Below are 22,783 nucleotides of genomic sequence, written 5' to 3' on the forward strand. Positions count from 1 at the left end.
AAAGTATTATATAATTACAGACATGCAATACTTAATTAGTGAAGTTGATGCTTATCACAGGCAATAGGAAAAGGGGGAGTTAGATGAGGACAAGCAGAAATAATGGTGACAAGATTTTCTCAAAAATATTTTTGTATTTTTTAATATTTATAATATTAACATTATCCACTACTTCCTATATATTTTATAAAAATTTTGAGAAAAACGAAATAACTAATATTAGTTCATTTATAGAAAACAATTTAAATCAAGTAAGTTACAGTGCTAATATAATGTCTGATACAGTTAAGCTCATAGCCCTTCAAGTTTATTTTGATCCAGATATATCTAAAGCCTTAACTGAATCTAATGTTAGTTGGAATGACTCTAACATTGCTTGTAACCGTTTAAGAACTTATCAATCCATTGAGCCTTATATAAAGTCCATTTATTTATATAATTCCTTTGAAAAAAATTTTTATACAAGCATTTATACTTTTCCCAAAATGAAAGAAGAAGAGTTTTTTGATAAAGATATTATTAATGTAGTTAGTGACTTAAATGGTTATAAACAAAGATATCCCATATCTAGGAAATACTCTGAGCCTGATGAATTAGTCCCAAATAAGGTTAACGAGTCTTATGTGTACACTTTTATATTAAGAAGCTTACCTTTTAAATCAGTGCCTAGTAATAGTACTGTGGTGATAAATGTATCAGAGAACTGGATCAAGAATCTTATTAGTAAATTGGATATAGATAAGGGGAGTGATATCTTTATAATAAACAACGAAGGAAAGCTTGCTATAGGTAGCGATAATAAGCCTATGCTCACAGATATTTCCGGAGAAAATTATGTGAAGAAGATGATAAAGGATAATAAAACTTCTGATTACTTTATAACCAATGTTAATGGTACAAAATCCGTTGTTACTTATGTTTCCTCAGCAGAATTAGACTGGAAGTTTGTTAAGATAATTCCTTATGAAAATATAATAGGAAGAATTGATACTTTTAAAATGAGAACTCTTATCTTTTATTTTTTAATACTAATAGTAGTTCTCCTTATATATTTATTTATGTATAAGAGATATTCAAAGCCAATAGATGAGCTGATTAAAAAACTTAAGCAGCTGCAATATTATAAACAAAATAATGAATATATAGTGAAGCAGAAATATTTAAAGGATCTTTTAGCAGGGAAGGATGTTCATGAAGAAGAAGTGAAAGATAATTTTTCTAAATATGAAATCCAGCTTAATACTGAGAAACCTTTTATGCTCATAGGCTTTAAAATTGATAACTATGAGAAATTTACTTCCCTCTATGATGTGAATGATAGGGAACTTATAAGGTTTGGCATAATGAACGTTTGTTCTGAAATTTTTAAAACTAAATTTAATACTGCAGAAATAGACTTCAGTGAGGATACCGTGGTATTGGTAGCTAATGTGAATAATTCTCTTGGAGACAATTATCAATCAGTTATTAATGATCTAATAACAAAAACTCAAATTGATGTTTTAAGTAATATAAAAATTTCATTAACTGCATCGGTAAGTTCCGTAGGGGTTTCAGTAAATGAATTAAGTCTATTGCTTTCAGAGTGTTTAAATACTATGAATTATAGAGTTATATATGGTCTACAATCTGTAATTTATTATGATAATATTTACACCCTTGAGAATAAAGAGTATGAATATCCACAAGAAAAAGAAAGATTGCTTATGGAAGCATTAAATCTAGGAAATATGGATGAGGTAGTTACTAAATATAATAATTTTATAAAAGAAATATTAAACTTTTCTTATAATAGTTTTAGTAACTCATTATTGAACTTATCCTATAAGTGTTATAATTTATTAATTTCAAGAGCCAAGCAAAATAAGCAGTGGGGTAAAAAGTATAATTATAAAAAGATTATTTTTAAATTAGAAAAGGCTGAAAGGTTAGAGAATATTAATGCCATGTTTATGGAGTTGTTTGAACAAATAATGGAAATTCAACAACAAAAAGAAGATTCTAGGCACGATGATTTAGTGGAATCTATAATTGATATAATCAACAAAAATTATGGAGATAATGATTTGTGTACTAAGACTATTGCAGATAAGATGAATATGTCATCTGTTTATTTAGGAAGCTTATTTAAAAAGATAACCACCAAGTCCATTAGTCAGTATATATGTGATGTGAGGTTACAAAATGCAAAGAAAGCATTAATGGAAACAGAAAAACCTATTAATACTATATCAAAAGAGGTAGGATTCTCAGAAAGCAGCTATTTTTATAAAGTATTTAAAAAGGCATATGGAGAAACTCCATCACAATATAGGAGTAATAACTAAAACTACCCTGTAAGTCACTAAATTTATTGGTTATAGGTGTGTATACTATATAGAAGTAATCTTAAGAATATATAGTGTATTAACTGAAAAACTTTAGATTTGGTGATTTTTTTATGATAAAAATCAGTTATATATTGTATTTTTCCAGTAATCTTAAAAAATTACACTTGAAATTTCTTAAGAAAGTACAGGGATATTTAAAAATTACACTATAAAGGAATTTTCAGTTTTGATAATGTGTAGATAGCAACAAAAAACAAATTTAGGAGGGGTATAAATGATTAAAGCAAAGAAAGTATTTAGCTTGTTACTTTCAGCTACATTAGTATCAGCAGCATTTTTAGGGTGTGGAAATAAAGCTGCTAATACTGATACTAACAAAGCGTCTTCTTCAAAGGACATAAAAGCAAACATAAAAATTCTGTGGCCAGGAACTACAGAAGCGGAAAAAAAGGTAGCCCAAGATCTACAAGATAAAGTAAAGAAGGACTATCCAGGAATCAACATCCAATATATATTCCTAAATTGGTCTGATATCGAAAAGAAACTAGCTATTATGGTTCAAGGAGGAGATTCTCCAGATTTAATGATGATTCAAGATATTACAAACCCTGTAGCTATGGGAGCATTAGAACCTTTGGATCAATATTTAAACGCTAACATTAATAAGGATAAATTTATTAAAGCTACTTGGGAGGTTATGCAGAAGGATAATAATACCTATGCCATACCAGCTCTTGCAATTATATATTCACATGTAGCAAATACTGAACTTTTAGATAAGGCTGGCTTTAAAGTAAACGATTTAAAAACTTGGGGTGATTTAATTAAAGCTTCCAATGCAATAAAAAGTACTGGTAAAAATGGATATGCTATGGCCAATGGTGGAGAAGGAAGATTTACTTTTAGAGACTTTATGATGGTCTGATTAAGTAATGGAATAACCCCTGACCAAGTAGATGATGCCCATAAGAAACAATATATAGAAGTACTTAATTTGTTTAATACTTTAGGTAAAGACATGCCTACAAAATCTCAAGTTACATGGATGTATCCCGAATTATTCAAAGCTTGGGAAGCTGGCGATGTTGGATTTATGCATACAGGAAGTTATTTCACAGCCAACGTAATCGCTCATGGTAATAAAGCTATGGATAGAACTGCACCATTTGCATTTCCAGCAGGACCTTCTGCAAGTAAACCACAAATCATGGTTGGATCTGTAGGTATGGCAATGATTAAATCTTCAAAGAATAAAGAAGCTGCATGGAAGGTTATAGAAGAAATTATGTCACCAGAAATATTGGGACAATGGGGAGGAGCTATAAATATTACTTCTGGTAATTATGTAGATAAAGCAATAATCGAAAGCTCTGCAAAGAATGCCTTCCCTCAAGTATACAAACAACATATGGCATTATGTGATCAATGGACAGAAATTGCTAACCAGTATGGTGTTCCTATTCCATCAATTTTAGGACAAAAGCAAATGGAAATAACAGTTCAAGGGGTTATGGTAAAAATGTTATCTGGCGAGATATCACCAGAACAGGCTTATGACCAAATAAGAACAGGAATTCAGCAGGTTAAGGAAAAATATAAATAGTAATCAAATGCAGTAATATTTGTAAAGGGCTGTTGTAAATAATCATGTTGCACAGTATAGTAAGTTTCTATTGAATGAATATATTGTGCACAAATTTAATTACTCAACAGCCTCTTTACATAATAAATAATAATAAAAGCACATAAGTACTTAACAAAAAAGAGGTGAATAGATATGAAAAAAGCTTCTGGAAATGCCATTGGAGTTAATTATAAAATGGAATCTTTTTGGCATAAGAATAAAGTACCTTATTTATTCCTACTTCCAACGGTTTTATATTTAATTATATTTCAATTGTATCCACTATTAGAGTCATTAAGGCTTAGTTTTACAAATCTATCTCTACTGATACCAGGCAGCGGTAAATTTGTGTGGCTTGATAACTATAAGAAGTTATTAGTTCAGGACAAAGATTTTTGGAATATACTTTTTAATACATTTTTCTGGGTAATAGCATCTACAGTGCTTCAATACTTACTTTCAATACCAGCAGCACTAGTTTTAAATCAAAAATTGAAATTACGTCCTCTTTGGAGGGGATTAACCATGGTACCTTGGGTAACCCCAACGGTAATAATGGGACTTATATGGAAATGGATGTATGATGGAGATTATGGTTTAATTAACTACTACTTAAATACTCATATTAGCTGGTTAGGAAGTGAATGGACGGTATGGCCTTCACTGCTCTTATCTTCTACATGGAAGGGACTGCCTTATGCCATTATCATGGTATTAGCTGGTCTTCAGGGAATTCCAGGCTCACTATATGAGGCAGCTTATATAGATGGTTCAAGTGATTTTCAAGCTTTCAGAAAGATTACTATGCCTATGTTAAAACCTGTATTAATGGTATCAGTGATGATAAGTATAGTTATGACCTGGACTAAATTTGAAATGATTTGGGTTTTAACCGCTGGAGGGCCAGGAGTTAAAACAAGTATATTGCCAACATATATTTATACCAAGGCTTTTCAGTATTTTGATTTTGGAGAAGGCTCCGCTGTAGCGGTTCTTGCAATGATAATGATGATGATTTTTATAATGATATATGTAAAAGCTGTTAAAAAGATTGGCGGTGATGATATATGAAGATAAGTTTCTCTAAAAAAGTAGTGACATATATAGCACTAATTGTGTTAATGTTTTTTATACTAATACCTAATTTATGGATGCTTTCATGCAGCCTTAAGCCAGACAGCGAGATATTTAATTTAATACCCAGTTGGATTCCAAAGGAATTTACCCTTGAACATTATAAATGGGCTTTAGGTGCTTCAGGACCAAGCATTGGAAAATTGATGTTTAACTCCTTCTTTACTTCTGCTGTTACAGCAATAATGACTATAGTTTTTGCTGCTACCGGTGGCTATGCTTTAGGAAGATTTGATTTTAGTGGTAAAAATGCTATCTCCTTCGCATTACTATTATCACAAATGTTTCAAGGACCACTTATTATGATTCCATGGTACAAGATGGCATCTAAATTAGGAATACTTGATACAAAACTTGTACTTATATTGGTTTATGGAACAGCTACAATACCAATAGGTGTTTGGTTAATGATGGGGTTCTTTAAAGCTCTTCCAAAGGAATTGGAGGAAGCTGCAGAAGTGGATGGATGCTCTAAATGGCAAACTTTTACGCAGATTATTTTCCCATTAGTAAAGCCAGGTCTAGTTTCTGTGTGTATGTATTCTTTCATACTAAGCTGGAATGACTACCAATATGCTTTAATACTTTCAACTTCCACAAAATCAAAGACCATACAATTAGGTATTGCTGAATTAACCGATGCCCTTGGAAAGCAAAACTGGGGAGGAATATTAGCTACCGGAATTATTACCACAGTTCCAGTAATTATACTCTTTGCAATAATTCAAAAACAACTAATCGAAGGATTAACTGCAGGAGCTGTTAAAGGATAGTGAATAACAAATTTAGAAACTTATAATATATTCACAGCAAGAGAGGTGGTAGATTTCCCATGGATCAAGATATGATGACGGAAGCTTTACGACAGTGTATAGAAAAAATAAAAATTAATATGGAAAATTTCTCTGAAAAATTTCCTCATGTAAGTGAACAGAATGTATATATGCCACAAAAAAATGATCTTTGGACAAGCTCCTTTTGGCCAGGAATGGTATATTTGGCTTATTGCTGTTTTAAGGATGAAGCTCTTATGAAATATAAGGATAAATGGTTAGATAGTTTTGAGGAACGTTTAAATGATAAATCTTCTGATACTCACGACTTAGGTTTTTTATATACTTTATCCTGTGTATCCTTGTATAAAATTGAAGGAAATGAAAGAGCCAAAGGCCTTGCTTTAAGGGCAGCAGAAAAATTAATATCCCGTTACAATGAAGAAGGCAGATACATTAAGGCTTGGGAAAATGAAAGTGCAAGTATAGACCTTATGATAGATACCATGATGAATATACCATTGTTATTTTGGTCAAGTGAAGTTACGGGTGATAAGAAGTTTAGGGAGATTGCAGTTAAGCATGCCATTACCTCCTCAAAACATCTAGTAAGAAAAGATGGTTCAACCTATCATATATGCCCTTATGATTACTCCGCAGGAGAATTATTAAAAGGAAAGACCTTTCAGGGGAGATATGATGAAACCACTTGGGCTAGAGGTCAAGGGTGGGCCATCTATGGATTTGCACTTTGCTATAAATATACCAAAGATGAATACTTTATTAGTCTAGCTAAAAAAGCAGCTGATTATTTTATGAAAAATAATAAGGCTAAAGATTATGTACCTTATTGGGATATGAGCTTTACAGATGAATCACCGGATTTAAAGGATAGCTCTGCAGCATCAATAGCAGCTTGCGGTTTAATGGAATTAAGTTATGAGACAGAAGATAACAAATATAAAGAATACGCCATGAAAATTGAAGAATCACTATATAAATACTATTTTACAGGTTTATCTAGTAAATCTAATGGAATATTGCTTCAGGGGGTATATCATAGAAACCTAGGGGCGGATGAATGTAATATATGGGGTGATTATTTCTACTTGGAAGCATTGGCAAGATTGAATAATAACTATAGGATATTTTGGTAAGCATGGGCTTTATGTTATTGAAGAATATAAGAATTTGTAATGTAAAAGATTAAAAAGATAGCAAAAAAATTCAGATAGATTGATAAGGAAGGTGAAGTTATGAATAAGTATAATGGTATTATTCCAGCACTTATTACACCATACACAAAAGAAGGAAAAATAAATGAAAAATCCCTTGAAAAGCTTGTTAAGCTAAATTTAGATAAAGGTGTAAATGGATTTTATGTAGGGGGAAGTACAGCAGAAGCTTTTATGTTAAGCCTTGAAGAGAGAAAATACCTGCTGGATATCGTTTCAGATACGGCAAAGGGACAAGCTACAATCATTAATCATGTAGGATGCATAAGCACTGATGAAGCAATAGAGTTAGCAAAGCATGCTGAAAAAGTAGGAGTAGACGCTATTTCAGCTATACCTCCTTTTTACTATAAATTTTCTTATGAAGAAATTAAAAACCACTATTTAGATATAGTGAATTCTGTGAATTTGCCTATGATTATTTACAACTTTCCCGCTTTCTCTGGGGTAGAGATGACCAGTGAAAGGGTAAAAGAGTTGATGAATATAAATAGTAAATTTATTGGAGTTAAGAATACGTCAATGAATCTTTTTGAAATGGCAAAGATGAAAGAAATAAGTAAGAATATAGTTGTGTTAAATGGACATGATGAAGTGCTTTTAGGGGGACTATCCATGGGAGCTAATGGTGCAGTAGGCAGCACCTATAACTTTATGGCTGATAAATTTATTAAGATATATAAATTATTTAATGAAAATAAAATTGAAGAAGCTAGAGAAATTCAAAATAAAGCTAATGCCATCATAGATGTACTTATTAAAGCAAATATATTCCCTGCAATTAAGTATATCCTTGAAAAATATGAAGGCATAGAATGTAATGGCTGCAGAAAGCCTTTTGGTGATATAGCACCAGGTGGAAAAGAGCTATTAGATGCTGTATTAAAGAAATAAACCAATATGATGTAAAAAATATTAACAAAAGAAGCTGCTCACTATATGTGGTAGCTTCTTTATCTACCATGTAAATAATATATGTTAATTGAAGTTGTTCAGTATATACTGTAGGATTATTTGGTAAGACTATAAACTGAAACAAATTAAGTAATTGAATAAGCTGTAATAGTAAGCTAAAATAGAAATAGTAAAAAATTATTTTACTATTTCAGTATTTATGAATCACAAGTCTAACGAGGAAGGCAGGTATTTACAATGTTATATTTTGCTTACGGAAGCAACCTTAATATTCTTCAAATGAAAAAGAGATGTGCTGATTCAATTCCAGTTGCAAGGGTAAGCCTTAAAGATTATAAGCTGGTATTTAATCACTTCGCTGATATAATAGAAAGTAAAGGTGATATAGTTCAAGGTGCAATTTATGAAGTATCTGAAAATGATATAAAAAATCTTGACGAGTATGAAGAGTATCCAGATCTTTATACCAAAATAAATGTCACTGTTGAAGATGACCTTGGTAAAAGGTATGAAGCCTTTGTTTATGTCATGGTTAAGAAGGATATAGACAAACCAGAGCAGCCATATTATCAAATAATAGTAGATGGATATAAGGATTGGGAACTAGCAGTTACATGTTTAGAAAAAGCATTAGAGGAAACAAAGAAAATTTTATAATTAGGTTAGTTAAACTGAAAAGATAAATTAAATACATATTCTATAAAAGTACATAAAATTTATTAATTATAACAAAGAACTATGTAATGTAGAAATATGCTCCAAAAGTTAGTTATAGCATCTAACTTTTTTGTGTATTTCATTAATACCTAGTTCTTTTTTTTATTAAGATTTTTAAAAGACATTATTATAAAGCTAAAGATAGAAAAGAGGTATGGATTGGCAATTAATAAACTCTTTTTATTAATTAGAAAAAAACACATCTTATTTAACAAATTTGATGAAGGAAGTTAGAGCTTAAATGATATAATAGGGTGAATAAAAAGTAAAACGAAATAAATTTATAATAATTAATAAAAAAACTTTAGTAATTATATTGACATGTAAGAAAAAATTTAATAGAATTTAAGTGTAAACATTAACATATAAGCACTGTAAATGTACCCGGGATACATTCATTAGTTTATTATGTTAATGAAATATAATATGACGGGGGAAAGCTATGTTAAAAGGGGAAAAAACTAGTTTTAAAGATCAATTATTCGACTTAGGACAAAGACTTGGTAAAGCAATATTATTACCAATAGCAATTTTACCTGTAGCAGGACTTTTTTTAGGAGTATCTGCAGCATTATCTAATCCTACCATAGTTAAAACCTATCCATTACTAAACAACAAAACTATACAAGCTATATTTAAAATAATGAATGCAGCAGGTAATGGAGTTTTTAGTGCACTACCACTTATATTTGCAATAGGTATTGCAGTAGGTCTTGCAAGAACTGATAAAGGTACTGCAGGATTAGCTTCTGTTATTGGATTTTTCATTATGAATTGCACTATTAATGCTTTATTAGTTGTAACAGGTAAGATAGCTCCTGCAGGCACAGACTTGCGTCTACTAGGGCAAGGAAATGTGTTAGGTACAGTAACCTTACAGACAGGAATTTTTGGTGGAATTCTTGTTGGGCTTATGGCTGCTTGGTTACATAATAAGTATTGTGAAATTAAGTTACCAGTATATCTAGCTTTTTTTGGCGGATCTAGATTTGTACCCATAGTTACTTCTGTAGCAGCAGTTGTTTTAGGAGCAATATTATTTATTATATGGCCTTTCTTCGGAAAAGGTATTGCATCTGTTGGCTCCATTGTAAATAGTACAGGTATTTTAGGATCATTCATTTACGGATTAATATTACGTGCACTACTTCCTCTAGGTTTGCATCATGTATTCTACTTACCATTTTGGACTACTGCCTTGGGAGGAACACTAGAAGTAGGTGGAAAAGCTTATGAAGGTTTTCAAACAATTTTCCTTGCTCAATTAGGGGACCCATCTACAACAAAATTCTTCTATAATTTAGCTAAATTTAATAGCGGACGTTACTTACATATTATGATAGGTTTGCCAGCAGTGTGTCTAGCGATGTATCATGCTATTCCTGATAAAAATAAGCGTAAAGCTACTATAGGATTTTTATTATCTGCGGCTTTGACCTCTTTTATAACAGGAGTAACAGAACCTATAGATTTTGCCTTATTATTTGCTTCACCAGTATTGTTTGGGGTTAGTGCAGTATTCTTTGCCTTATGTTTTGTAATAACCTCACTTGTTGGAGTAACTATAGGATCAACATTTTCCGCTGGAGCTATAGAGTTTGGTCTCTTTGGTGTTATGCAGGGAAATGCTAAGACAGGGTATATATGGATATTAATAATAGGTATACCTTTAGCAATTATTTATTACTTAACATTTAAATGGCTTATTATAAAGTTTAATTATAAAACACCGGGAAGAGCAGAAGATGATAGCTTAGAAGGTAAAGAAATAATGGAAACTAAATCTTCTAATGGTGAAAAGGAAGAATCTATAATAAAGGGGTTAGGTGGAAAAGAAAACATTATAGATCTAGATAATTGTGCTACACGACTAAGGGTTACTGTAAAAGATGAAGGAAAAATTAATGAGGCATTATTAAAAAGTACCGGAGCCTATGGAGTGATTAAAAAAGGCAAGTCCGTACAAGTAGTTTACGGACCCACAGTAAATATAATAAGAAATGAAGTAGAAAAATATATGCTAAGTATTTAATAAAGGTTATAAAATTATATTTATAATACTAGTTTATAAGATGGCTTAAATATATAGGACCTTAGAAGTACTATGTACAAAATATATAATTGAAGAAAAGCTGTGTGCTTCTTAGGGAAAAGATAAAGTGTACTTAGAAAACGTTAAAATTATATATTTAAGCCATCCATTTTAAAATATCTATTTAGATAAAAAATAATATTAGTATAAGCTAAAATTTAATTTTTGAAAATAACTAATTAATATGTTTATTTTGGAGAATGCCTAAGCATACCTACCAAGTATTGATTAGATATATATAGAATTTAAAATAGAATAATAACAAAAAAGAAAAAGAGGTGTTTATATTGAAAGATTATAAATTATTATGGTCAGATTTACATACGAATCTACATCATCATCAAATGGAAGAGTTAGAAAGTTGGTATAATCATGCCAAAGAAATTATTGATTTTTGGCCTATAGCTTACTATCCATTTTATATGAGAAAAGATAAAAGTGGTTTAGGTGTAGAAGATATATATGAAAAAGAAATCAGAGATAAGGATTGGGAGCAGATTAAAGCCTTTACAAAAAAGGTTAATATGGAAAATAAGAATTTTCCAATGTTAATAGGGTATGAATGGCAAGGAGCTGGGTTGGATGGAGATCATAATGTCTTTTATTTAGATGAAGAAGGAGAACTCCATGCACCTAATAGATATGAAGATTTATGTAAGGCTCTTCCTAAAGGAAAAGCTATAGCAATACCTCATCATTTGGCTTATTCTTTAGGACATAGAGGAAAGAATTGGAGCACTCACAATCCAGAATATTCTCCTTTCGCAGAAATATATTCCTCACATGGTTCTTCTGAAAGTGGTTATACAGACACTCCAATGACAAGACATATTCATATGGGACCAAGAACCGGAGGAACATCAGTTTTTGATGGCTTAGCTTTAGGTAATGAAGTGGGAATTATCGCATCTGGAGATAATCATTCTGTCCCAGCTATGTATGGACATGGGTACATGGCTTGTTATTCAGAAGACTCAACAAAAGAAAAGATATGGGAAGCACTATTAAAAAGACATGTATATGGTGTAACAGGAAACAAAATAAAATTAAAATATAGTTTAAATAATGCTATTATGGGAGATAAGATTAAAGCTGAACCACCTTATAACCACAGTATAGAAGTAGAAGCCGGAGATGCAATAAACAGAATAGAGTTATTAAGAAACAATATTTTAGTTGATGAATACACTCATTCTGGAAAATGGGAAGAAACAGAATTAAGGAATACTGTAACTTTTAAATTTAAGATAGAATTTGGCTGGGGTCCTGATCTTAGAACTTACCCTAATATTACTAGCAAAGTATGGAAGGGAAGTTTGGAAACCTCGGGTGAAATATTAGATATAGAAAAATGCTGGACATCTCATGGACAAAAGCTAAATTGGAAAGAAACTAATAAGTGTGATTTTGAATTAACTACGTATAAAACCTCTCAAAGTGGTAAGTGGATGGGCCCCTCACCAGTAACTACAGAAGGATTTATATTTGAAATAAAAGCGCCTATAGATTCTGAAATTATATTAAAGGTGGATGAAAAGGAATATAAGATTAAAGTAAATAAAATTTTAGAAAACACTGAAGTTATTGCTTTATTAGAGGAATCAAAAGCTTTAGCAAAGGAAGTTTTTGGATTTGAAGACTATTATAGAAGCGACCCATTTTATCATAATGCATATAAAATAAGGATAAATAGAGGAACTCCAGATATCGGATATAAGGTAAAATGGAACACTACTACACTGGATAAGAAAAAGAAAAAGGATTATTACTTAATTAAAGTATATCAAAGAGATGGAAATTTAGCTTGGTCTTCACCAATATGGGTAGAATAATAAGATTATAGGATAAAGGAAGATGATAGTATGAATATAGTTTATATGCATACCCATGATTCAGGTACATTTCTTAAACCTTATGGACATAATGTACCTACAGACAATTTACTAGATTTTGCTAAGGATGCTACAGTATTTAGACAAGCATTTTGTACAGCACCTACTTGTTCCCCTAGCAGGGCTGCTTTACTTACTGGAATGTATCCTCATAGCAATGGAATGTTAGGGCTAGCCCATAGAGGGTTTAAAATAAATGATTACTCAAAACATATGGCTCAATATCTTAAAAACTTTAATTATGAAACTGCATTGTCTGGGGTACAGCATGAAGCTGCTATTTGGACGGAGTATGAGAAAGCAGCAAAAATAATAGGATATGATGTTAATTTAACCAAAGAACCTGAGACTAAAGAAGAAGGAGAAATGGTAGATTGGGATTTGAAAAATGCTAAATCTGCAGCTGATTATATAATAAAAAAGTCTAAAACCGGAGAGAAATTCTTTTTATCCTTTGGAATGTTTTCAACTCATAGAAAATATCCAGAAAAAATTGATGATGAAATAGATGAGAGGTATGTTGCTTTACCTCCTATGACAAAGGATACTGAGGAGAATAGAAGAGATACAGCTAGGTACTTAACATCTGCTAAAAAAGCAGATGAATGTATTAAAATTGTATTAGATGCTTTGAAGGTTGGAGGAATATATAATAATACTGTGATAATATTTACAACAGATCATGGTATAGCTAATCCTTTTAATAAATGTACATTGTTTGACTCAGGTATAGGAGTAGCATTAATTTTAAGAGATCCAAGGCAGAAAGAACAAGGGAAAGTAATTGATTCAATGATTTCCCAGGTAGATATTTTTCCTACCTTATGTGATGTCGTCGGTATTCCTAAGCCGAAATGGCTTCAAGGAATTTCTTTCTCATCTCTTATAGAAGGAAAAGAAGAAAGCGTTAGAGAAGAAATTTATGCGGAAATTAATTTTCATACTTCCTACGAACCTGCAAGATGTATAAGGACTAAAAGATATAAATATATAAAGTATTTTGATAATGACTATTTAAAATATAATTATTCAAATATAGACGATTCTCAACCTAAAAAGTTGCTGTTGGACCATGGACTCATGGATATGAAAAAGGATAGAGAGGCTTTATATGACTTATACTTTGATCCTTATGAAAAAAGAAATTTAGTAAATGAAGGGTTCTATCAAAATACACTAATGGAATTAAAGGAAAAACTAAATAGATGGCAGGTTGATACTAAAGACGATATATTAAATGGAAAATTAGCTATTCCAAAGGGTTCTAAGGTAAATAAAAAATATTGTATTTCACCAGGTTCAAAGAATAAGGAAGATTATGATTCTTATCCTGATTAAAAAATTGTAACAGATTAGCTCTGCAAACTGCAGAGCTAATCTGTTGTTAGTTAAACAATATTTAATATCTTAAAATAATTGATAAAGTATGATAATATTAGCTAAAGAGAGAATTGTTGTATACACAACGATAGGTGGTGTTTTGATTGACTATAGGAAAGAATATGCAGCATTTAAAACAAAATAATCAAAAAGCTGTTTTAAATATAATCAATGAAAAAGGTTCTATTCCTAAGAAGGATATGGCTGCAATATTAGGAATTACAGCTACTTCTATTACTAATATTACCAATGAAATGATTGCTGAAGGTATTTTAAAAACCATAGGTAAAAAAGAGGATAATAAAGTAGGAAGAAAGAAGGTTCTAATAAGCTTAAATTACGATTACAAAAAAGTCATAGGCTTAAATATTCATTTAATTGACGGTAAGATAGTGGTGAGTGTTGGAATTACAAATCTTAATGCTACACCTATATTTGAAGATAAATATATTTATGATAAAGATATAGATATTAATTTGATGTTTAAATCTATATGCGAAGAAATAAAAAAGGCAATGAAGGAAAAAATCCTTGAAGAGAAAGATATAATAGGAATAGGCGTTGCTATCATAGGTATTGTAGATACTGTAAATGGTATTAGCATAAATCCTCAAGGGTTATGGAACAGCCCTGTAAACGTAAGAGAAATAATAAAAACACACTTTAATTTACCTGTTCATGTTATAAATAATATACACAGTTATGTGTTAGCACACCAAATGTTGGAAAAAAATTTAATAAACAAAGAAAATTTTATTTTTATAAAATATGGTCCAAGAATAGGTTCTGTAGTAGTGATTAACGGAAATGTATATGAAGGAATGAATAATAGAGCGGGAAAATTGTCTCACTTAAGGGTAAACAGCCCTAGTGTTATACAGTGTAGATGTGGAGATATAAATTGTTTAGAAGCAGTAGTAAGCTTTGAAAGAATTCTCCATGAATTAAAGGAGGTAATAACTGAAGAAAATATGCCTCTTTTGTTTCAAAGAATAGATGGAAATAAAGATAAATTAACCATGGAGGATGTTTATTGGTCATATGATCAGCGAGATCCCAATGTAGTTGAAATAATTAACGAAAAATATTATTATATTGCATCTATTCTAGTTAATATAATAAAGTTCATTGATCCTAATGGAATATTCTTAACTGGTGAGGGATTTTCAAATGAAAATATAAATAAAGTATTTTATAAAAATGTGTATGAATTGAGCAATAAACGATTTAGTAAAGAAATGTTTTATAAAAGTGATATAGATAAATATCCAATTTATACAGGTGCCATAGCTTTAGTTCTATCTAACGAATTTTATAATTAATATATTTTTATAATGTAAAAAGAGACTATTTAGAAATGATTATAAAATCACTTTTAAATAGTCTCTTAAATTTAATATTCATTTTTCATAAGATAGTTATCCCTATATTCTTGAGGGCTTTTATTAAAGGTGTTTTTGAAAGTCTTATAAAAGTAGCCTAGATTTGAGAAACCTACTTCTACAGCTATTTCGTATATGGGCATCTCCGAGTGTCTTATAAGTATAACAGCTTGTTTCATTCTATGTTCCATCTTTAATTGGCTAAAGCTTTTCCCAGTTTTATTTTTAAGGAGATTACCTAAGTAATTTGAATTATAACAAAAATGTTTAGCGGTAGTGCTTAGAGTACAGTGATTATAATTATTTTCTATGTATTTAAGTATATTAATAATGTTATCAGATTTTTTATCTTCTAAATCATGCTCGCTGGAGTTATTTTCATTAAATATTCTTACCAACTCTGAAAAAATGATTATCATATAAGAATTTAAAACTTCATTGTAGCCAATATCCCTATGAAAATATTCGCACATTAAATTTTTTATTAAAATATCTATTTTAGATTTTTTATTGGGGCGGAAAACTATGTATTTACTATGACTCTTATTTTCTAATAGGGAATCTATTAAGAAGCTGGTAATGATACCTTCATTAGAAAGCCTAGTAAGAAAGCTGGTGGTGAAAAAGGATTCTGTCATGGCTATATTTACCACTATATCATTTTCTCCTATTGCTTTGGAGCTGTGAACTACATGGGTATCGCATAAACATAAATCCCCTTCATTTAATACTACCTTTTTACCTCCAATATCATAGGTGCATGAACCAGAGTATACGTAGTTCAACTCCATATCTGCATGCACATGCTTTGGAATATGGGTAAATCTAGTATCTTTGCTTAAGGTTATATTTTCTTTTTTAAATTTTAGTCCAAAGTCAAATAAATACACCAAAAAATCATCTATACTTACCTTGTGTACTTTCTTATAAAATTTACTTAACTTATTGGGATTTTCTAAATGCCATTTTTCACTAGGAGTTATCTTCCTTAAATAGGAATCTAATTCTTGATAATTCATTTTTACCCCCTAATATAAATCTGTTATTTTGTAAGTGAGTATCTGTTTTTGTGTAATTGTTTCCATACATTAGTATCAGTATAATAACATTGAAAGTAAAAAATATATGTTTTCTACTTATTATTATAAACTAATTATCCCTATTTGTATGTAAGTACTGCCTAGGTCAAGTATTTCACTAAGTGAAAAAAGTAATTTTTTAAAAAAAATATGTACGAATTAAAATGAAAGCGGGGGCAATTTCTATGGAAAATAGAGAATTAGCTGAAAAAATTATTCAATTATCTGGCGGGGAAGAAAATATTACAAAAGCTATACATTGTATCACCAGGCTTAGATTTAATTTAAAGGATGATAGCAAGGCGGACAGTGAAGCTATAGGGAACTTAAATGGAGTTATAGGTACCAGGTATCAAAATGGACAGTTTCAAGTGATAATAGGGAATAACGTGAAAAACGTATATGTGGAAGTAGCAAATATATTAGGATTAGATGATGAAAGTAAGAAAGAAGCTAAAGAAGAAAAAATTTCTAAAGAAGCTAAAGAGAATAAAGAGCATAAGAATATCATAAGTTCTATCTTAGATATAATAGCCAGCGCCTTTCAACCTATTTTACCAGCCATAATCGGTGCAGGTATGATGAAAGGGATATTGGCTATATTAATGGTAGCAGGATGGGTATCTGGGGAAAGCGGCACTTATCAAATATTAAATATTGTAGCAGATTCAGCCTTTTACTTTTTACCATTTTTATTAGCAGTTTCAGTAGCACGAAAGTTTGATGTAAATGAATATTTAGGAATTGTTGTAGCAGGTGCTTTAATGTACCCTACCATACTGGATCTAGCAAAAGCTGGACAAGTTAAATCCATAAGCTTTTTATCCATACCTATTCAAATAGTTAACTATAGCTCATCGGTATTTCCAATTATATTAAGTGTTATTTTGATGAGCTATATATATAAGGCTATAGATAGATATATTCCTAAGACTGTAAAACTAGTAATTACACCTACATTAACAATGTTAATAACTATTCCTTTGGTGTTAGCATTTATAGCACCTATAGGTTCATATTTGGGAAATTATTTAGCAATTGGTGTAAATTGGCTATTCAATCATGCAGGTATAGTGGCAGGACTTTTATTGGGAGCATTTAATCCCTTCATAGTAATGACAGGCATGCATTATGCACTTTTCCCAATAATGATTCAAAACCTTTCCACCTTTGGATATGAGCCGGGATATCTAGTGATAAATTTAATTACCAATATGGCTCAGGCAGGTGCAGTATTTGCAGTAGCTTTTAGAAGCAAAGATAAGGAATTAAAGTCTGTAGGTGTATCCAGTGGAATATCTGCACTTTTAGGAATTACAGAACCAGCTATGTTTGGTGTTAACTTAAAACAGAAAAAACCATTTTATGCAGCTATGATCTCTGGAGGAATTGTGGGAGCTGCGGTTGTAGTATTAGGTTTAAAAGCTTATGGTTTTGTTTTACCTGGACTTATAGCTCTTCCTACCTATGTATCTCCAGATGGAAGCCCTAAGAACTTTATAATAGCGATTTTAGGGATTATAGCATCCTTTACAATATCATTTGTTTTAACACTGACATTAGGTAATAAAGCTACAAAAATAAATAAAAATTAAACTAGTAAAATATACAGGAGGTAATTTAATGCATAAAGTAAGGACAGAATTTCCAAAAAACTTTTTATGGGGTGGAGCAACAGCAGCGAACCAAATAGAAGGTGCTTATCTAGAAGGGGGTAAAGGATTATCCACTTCCGATATGGCAGCTTATAAAGATCCTTATGGGGAAGGCAGAGTTAATAATTTTACTTTTAACGTTTCTAGTGAAGAATTGGAAAAATATTTACTAAATCCTGAAAAGTATAACTTTCCTAAAAGAAGAGGTATAGATTTTTATCATAGATATAAAGAAGATATAAGACTTTTTGCGGAAATGGGATTTAAAGTGTTTAGATTATCAATTTCTTGGGCAAGAATTTTCCCAACAGGTCTAGAAGATGAACCAAATGAAGAAGGGTTAAAATTCTATGATGATGTATTTGATGAATTGAAAAAATATAATATAGAGCCCCTTGTAACCATGTCCCACTATGAAATGCCTATTGAATTAACTAAAAGATATAATGGCTGGATGAGTAGAGAATTAATACCCCTATTTATAAAATATACAACAGCCATTATGGAAAGGTATAAGGACAAGGTGAAATATTGGATACCTTTCAATGAAATGAATATGAATTTAAACAGTATTTATACAGGTGCAGGGGTTTTAGAAGATAAGGTTACAAATGTTATACAAGCAGCCTATCAAACTTCTCATCATCAATTTTTAGCACAGGCTATGACCATAAGCAATGGAAGAAAAATTAGTAAGGATTTTAAGTTCGGCTGCATGATAAATGCTATTGAGTCCTACGCCGCAACAAGCAAACCTGAAGATCAATTAGCTTCATTAAAGGCAGGACAAATAAATTTATTTTATCCAGATGTACAAGTTAGAGGATATTATCCAAGCTACATGATAAGATATTTTAAAGAAAATAACATCAATATAGTACAGCAAGAGGGAGACAATGAGATTTTAAAAAATGGAACCTCAGATTATGTAGCATTCAGCTATTATATGACTCATATGACGGAACATAGGGAAGATATGAGAGATATAGCAGGAAGGCTAGATAGCCCTCTTAAAAATCCAAATTTAGAAATTAGTGAATGGGATTGGCCCATAGATCCAATAGGTTTTAGAATTGTATTAAATAAGCTATATGATAGATATCAAATTCCTTTATGGCCAGTAGAAAATGGACTTGGAGCTCATGATAAAGTAGTGGATGGTAAAATTCATGATGATTATAGAATAGATTACTTAAGAAAACATATCTCAGCTATGGCCGATGCCATAGAAGATGGTGTAGAAATAATAGGGTATACCACTTGGGGATGCATAGATTTAGTATCCTGCGGAACTTCACAGATGTCAAAAAGATATGGTTTTATATATGTAGATCAAGATGACCATGGAAATGGAACACTAGATAGAATAAGAAAAGATTCATTTTACTGGTACAAAAAAGTAATAGAATCTAATGGTGAAAAGCTAATATAGAAGGATCTTAAAGCTATTAATGAAATAGAGAATTTTAACCAAGATTTTAATAAATATAGGCAGAGGACTATTATAAGTCTCCTGCCTATATTTTCTATGGTGTTAGCATGTCATAAATTTTATTTAAATGCTTTCTACAAAATACTCATGGACCTTTAAATCCTCTGTTAATTCCGGATGGAAGGTGGTAACTATCATATTATCTTGTTTTGCTGCTACTATTTGATTATTGACTACAGATAAAACTTCAACATTTTCTGAAACCCTTTCTATATAGGGAGCTCTTATAAAGGTCATAGGGATTTCGCCAATGCCTTTAAAATTGCCTAAGGTTTTAAAGCTTCCAAGCTGACGGCCGTAGGCATTTCTTTTTACTGTAATATCCATGGTGGAAAGATGAGTTTTTTCATCATTGGCAATGGTCTTAGCTAATAGTATAACTCCAGCACAGGTTCCTAGAACAGGCAGTCCATCTTTTATTAGCTTTTGCATTTCTCCAAAGATATTCAGCTCTTTAAGCAATTTTCCCATAACGGTGCTTTCTCCACCAGGTAAAATTAATCCATGAATCTCATTATTAGTTAAGTCAGATAGCTGCCTAATTTCCACAGCCTCTACATTAAGCTTCTTTAAAGCATTAATGTGTTCTATAAAGGCACCTTGTACAGCTAATACTCCTATTTTAATGGACATTATATACCTCTTTCGGCCATAATTAACTGTATTTCATCCTCATTAATTCCTACCATGGCTTCTCCTAAATCTTCTGATAGTTCAGCAATTAACTTTGCATCCTTATAATTGGTAACAGCTTTTACAATAGCTTGGGCTCTTTTTTCAGGATTACCAGATTTAAATATTCCAGAGCCTACAAATACTCCTTCAGCGCCTAATTGCATCATTAAGGCTGCATCTGCAGGACTGGCAACACCACCAGCAGCAAAGTTAACCACAGGAAGTTTACCATTATCATGAACGTATTTAGCTAATTCATAATCCACCTGTAATTCCTTGGCAGCTTGAAAAAGTTCATCCTCTCTCATGTTTTGAAGATGTCTTATTTCTTCATTTATTTTTCTCATATGCCTTACTGCTTGGATTATATCTCCAGTGCCTGGCTCACCTTTGGTTCTAATCATGGAAGCACCTTCTTTAACCCTTCTTAATGCTTCTCCTAAGTCCTTTGCACCGCATACAAAAGGTACATCAAACTTTGTTTTGTCTATGTGATATTTATCATCTGCAGGAGAAAGCACTTCACTTTCATCTATAAAATCAATTTCAATAGCTTCTAAAATTTGTGCTTCTACAAAATGGCCGATACGAACCTTTGCCATAACAGGAATAGATACCGCTTCTTGAATACTCTTAATCATTTTAGGATCGCTCATCCTTGAAACTCCCCCAGCGGCACGAATATCTGCAGGTATTCTTTCTAAAGCCATAACAGCGCAAGCTCCTGCAGCCTCAGCTATCTTTGCTTGTTCAGGGGTGGTCACATCCATAATAACTCCACCCTTTAGCATTTGAGCTAAATTCTTGTTTAATTCATAACGATTACTCATAAACTCACTCCTTTGAAAATATTAACAAATTTTCCTCTCAGCCATTATTATATATTAAAACTGATAGTGTACAAAGTATCAAAATATGTTAATATAATGGTATCAGTTTAAAAGAATTATATATTTAACTTAAAGATATCTCAAAGGGGGAGAAACCATGAATATGCTTACCTTTACCATTAATGAAGATATAGAAATTCCTATTTATCTTCAGTTATATAATTATATAAAATCTGAAATTCAGTCAGGAAATATTCCTTTTGATACAAAGCTTCCTTCTAAAAGAAAGTTATCGGAACATTTAAATATCAGCCAAAATACTATACAAAGCGCTTATGACCAGCTTATAGAAGAAGGTTATGTTATTCCAAAAGCTAGGAGAGGTTTTTTTGTTTGTAAGCTAGACAATATTATAAAGCTGCAGGTTTCTCAAGAAATAAATGTGCCAGAAAATGCAGCCAGTAAAAAAGCAGTGAAATTTGATTTTTCCTATCATGGAGTGGACACGGAGAACTTTCCTTTTGGAATATGGAGAAAAATAACAAAGGATGTTATTAATGAATATGATAAAGAACTATTAAAGATAGGAGATTCTCAAGGCAATGCTAGCTTAAGGAAGAGCATTGCAGAATATCTTAGACAATCTAGAGGGGTAAACTGTACCTTTGAAGATATAATAGTAAGCTCTGGTACTGAGTATTTGTTTCAAATATTGATTCAGATGTTTAACAAATCTAGTGTATACGGCTTAGAAAATCCAGGCTATGAAAAGTTAAATTTATTATTTAAGAGCAACGGAGCTAAATTTAAACCCATAAAAATTGATAAAAGCGGCATGAGTTTAGAAGAGATAATTAAAAGTAAAGCTAATATACTATGTATAACTCCAGCACATCAATTTCCTTCAGGTAGCATTATGCCTATTAATAGGAGAATTCAATTACTTAATTGGGGCAATGAAGAGGATAATAGATATATAATTGAGGATGATTACGACAGCGAATTTAAATACAGCGGTAAGCCTATCCCAGCCTTGCAAGGTTTAGATACCAACGGAAAAGTTATATACATGGGAGCCTTTTCTAAATCCTTATCCCCCTCTCTTAGAATCAGCTATATGGTGCTGCCTCCTAAGCTTATGAAAAAATATAAGGAGAATCTTTCCTATATATTTTGTCCAGTACCTATTATAGAACAAAAAGTCTTATATAACTTTATTCAAAAGGGTTATTTTGAAAGACATCTAAATAAAATGAGAAATGTATATAAAAAGAAAAGAGAGATACTGGTGGATAGTATTTCTAAGTTAATGGGAAATGTACAAGTCATTGGTGCAGATGCAGGATTGCATGTACTATTAAAGATAAATAATGGAATGACAGAGCAAGAACTTATATCTTCAGCGTTAAAGATAGGAATAAAAGTTTATGGAATATCAAAATACTACGTGGATAAAAGTTATATTAAGGAAGAACCACTAATTTTATTAGGCTATGCCACCATGATAGAAGGGGACATTGTTAAAGCGGTGGAATTGCTAAAAGAATGTTGGAAAATTAAATAATTGGCCGTGGATAA

The 22,783-nt window shown here is 31.2% G+C and carries 16 protein-coding genes and 1 pseudogene; 14 read left to right on the top strand and 3 right to left on the bottom strand.

The window, feature by feature from the left end; genetic code table 11:
- Positions 1-83 precede the first annotated feature (83 nt).
- The 11 genes and pseudogenes from BUA82_RS09170 to BUA82_RS09225 all read left to right on the top strand — a co-directional run bounded on the left by BUA82_RS09170 (position 84) and on the right by BUA82_RS09225 (position 15,414).
- A complete protein-coding gene (locus BUA82_RS09170) occupies positions 84-2,327 on the top strand; it encodes a helix-turn-helix domain-containing protein (RefSeq protein ID WP_073006854.1) in 2,244 nt (747 codons plus the stop codon).
- A gap of 277 nt (positions 2,328-2,604) precedes the next feature.
- Positions 2,605-3,933, top strand: a pseudogene (locus tag BUA82_RS20970) (ABC transporter substrate-binding protein).
- Between the two features lie 174 nt (positions 3,934-4,107).
- Positions 4,108-5,025, top strand: coding sequence for a carbohydrate ABC transporter permease (locus tag BUA82_RS09185; RefSeq protein ID WP_073006860.1), 918 nt, complete (start codon positions 4,108-4,110; stop codon positions 5,023-5,025).
- Complete coding sequence (locus tag BUA82_RS09190) at positions 5,022-5,861, top strand: carbohydrate ABC transporter permease (protein ID WP_073006862.1); 840 nt, start codon at positions 5,022-5,024, stop codon at positions 5,859-5,861. Before BUA82_RS09185 ends, BUA82_RS09190 begins: the two co-directional genes overlap by 4 nt.
- 59 nt (positions 5,862-5,920) lie before the next feature.
- The gene (locus BUA82_RS09195; protein WP_073006864.1) at positions 5,921-7,018 is read left to right on the top strand and encodes a glycoside hydrolase family 88 protein; all 1,098 of its coding nucleotides are present in this window, start codon (positions 5,921-5,923) and stop codon (positions 7,016-7,018) included.
- Between the two features lie 99 nt (positions 7,019-7,117).
- The gene (locus BUA82_RS09200) at positions 7,118-7,990 is read left to right on the top strand and encodes an N-acetylneuraminate lyase (protein WP_073006866.1); all 873 of its coding nucleotides are present in this window, start codon (positions 7,118-7,120) and stop codon (positions 7,988-7,990) included.
- 258 nt (positions 7,991-8,248) lie between these two features.
- Positions 8,249-8,668 (top strand): gamma-glutamylcyclotransferase family protein, encoded by a 420-nt coding sequence (locus BUA82_RS09205; protein WP_073006868.1) that lies wholly within the window; start codon positions 8,249-8,251, stop codon positions 8,666-8,668.
- 502 nt (positions 8,669-9,170) lie between these two features.
- Positions 9,171-10,760, top strand: coding sequence for a PTS transporter subunit EIIC (locus BUA82_RS09210; protein ID WP_073006871.1), 1,590 nt, complete (start codon positions 9,171-9,173; stop codon positions 10,758-10,760).
- Between the two features lie 347 nt (positions 10,761-11,107).
- Positions 11,108-12,652 (top strand): hypothetical protein, encoded by a 1,545-nt coding sequence (locus BUA82_RS09215; RefSeq protein WP_242948949.1) that lies wholly within the window; start codon positions 11,108-11,110, stop codon positions 12,650-12,652.
- A gap of 30 nt (positions 12,653-12,682) precedes the next feature.
- On the top strand, positions 12,683-14,050 hold the full coding sequence (locus BUA82_RS09220; protein WP_073006873.1) for a sulfatase family protein: 1,368 nt from the start codon (positions 12,683-12,685) through the stop codon (positions 14,048-14,050).
- Between the two features lie 146 nt (positions 14,051-14,196).
- A complete protein-coding gene (locus BUA82_RS09225; protein ID WP_073006875.1) occupies positions 14,197-15,414 on the top strand; it encodes an ROK family transcriptional regulator in 1,218 nt (405 codons plus the stop codon).
- A gap of 71 nt (positions 15,415-15,485) precedes the next feature.
- On the opposite strand, the gene BUA82_RS09230 is transcribed toward BUA82_RS09225, so the two are convergent.
- Positions 15,486-16,493 (bottom strand): AraC family transcriptional regulator, encoded by a 1,008-nt coding sequence (locus BUA82_RS09230; RefSeq protein WP_073006877.1) that lies wholly within the window; start codon positions 16,491-16,493, stop codon positions 15,486-15,488.
- Between the two features lie 245 nt (positions 16,494-16,738).
- Between BUA82_RS09230 and BUA82_RS09235 the strand changes: the two genes are divergently transcribed.
- Positions 16,739-18,148 carry a PTS transporter subunit EIIC gene (locus BUA82_RS09235; protein ID WP_073006880.1) on the top strand — a complete coding sequence of 470 codons (1,410 nt, stop codon included), beginning with the start codon at positions 16,739-16,741 and terminating at the stop codon, positions 18,146-18,148.
- 28 nt (positions 18,149-18,176) lie between these two features.
- Positions 18,177-19,640 carry a glycoside hydrolase family 1 protein gene (locus tag BUA82_RS09240; protein WP_073006883.1) on the top strand — a complete coding sequence of 488 codons (1,464 nt, stop codon included), beginning with the start codon at positions 18,177-18,179 and terminating at the stop codon, positions 19,638-19,640.
- A gap of 123 nt (positions 19,641-19,763) precedes the next feature.
- On the opposite strand, the gene pdxT is transcribed toward BUA82_RS09240, so the two are convergent.
- Together pdxT and pdxS are read right to left on the bottom strand one after the other, a co-directional pair.
- Positions 19,764-20,327, bottom strand: coding sequence for a pyridoxal 5'-phosphate synthase glutaminase subunit PdxT (gene pdxT, locus BUA82_RS09245; protein ID WP_073007202.1), 564 nt, complete (start codon positions 20,325-20,327; stop codon positions 19,764-19,766).
- 5 nt (positions 20,328-20,332) lie between these two features.
- Complete coding sequence (gene pdxS / locus BUA82_RS09250; RefSeq protein WP_073006885.1) at positions 20,333-21,205, bottom strand: pyridoxal 5'-phosphate synthase lyase subunit PdxS; 873 nt, start codon at positions 21,203-21,205, stop codon at positions 20,333-20,335.
- A 157-nt stretch (positions 21,206-21,362) separates the two neighbouring features.
- Between pdxS and pdxR the strand changes: the two genes are divergently transcribed.
- Complete coding sequence (gene pdxR, locus BUA82_RS09255; protein WP_073006888.1) at positions 21,363-22,769, top strand: MocR-like pyridoxine biosynthesis transcription factor PdxR; 1,407 nt, start codon at positions 21,363-21,365, stop codon at positions 22,767-22,769.
- Positions 22,770-22,783: the final 14 nt, after the last annotated feature.

Origin of the sequence: Clostridium amylolyticum, from assembly GCF_900142075.1 — a bacterium.
GTDB classification, from domain to species: domain Bacteria; phylum Bacillota; class Clostridia; order Clostridiales; family Clostridiaceae; genus Clostridium_AA; species Clostridium_AA amylolyticum.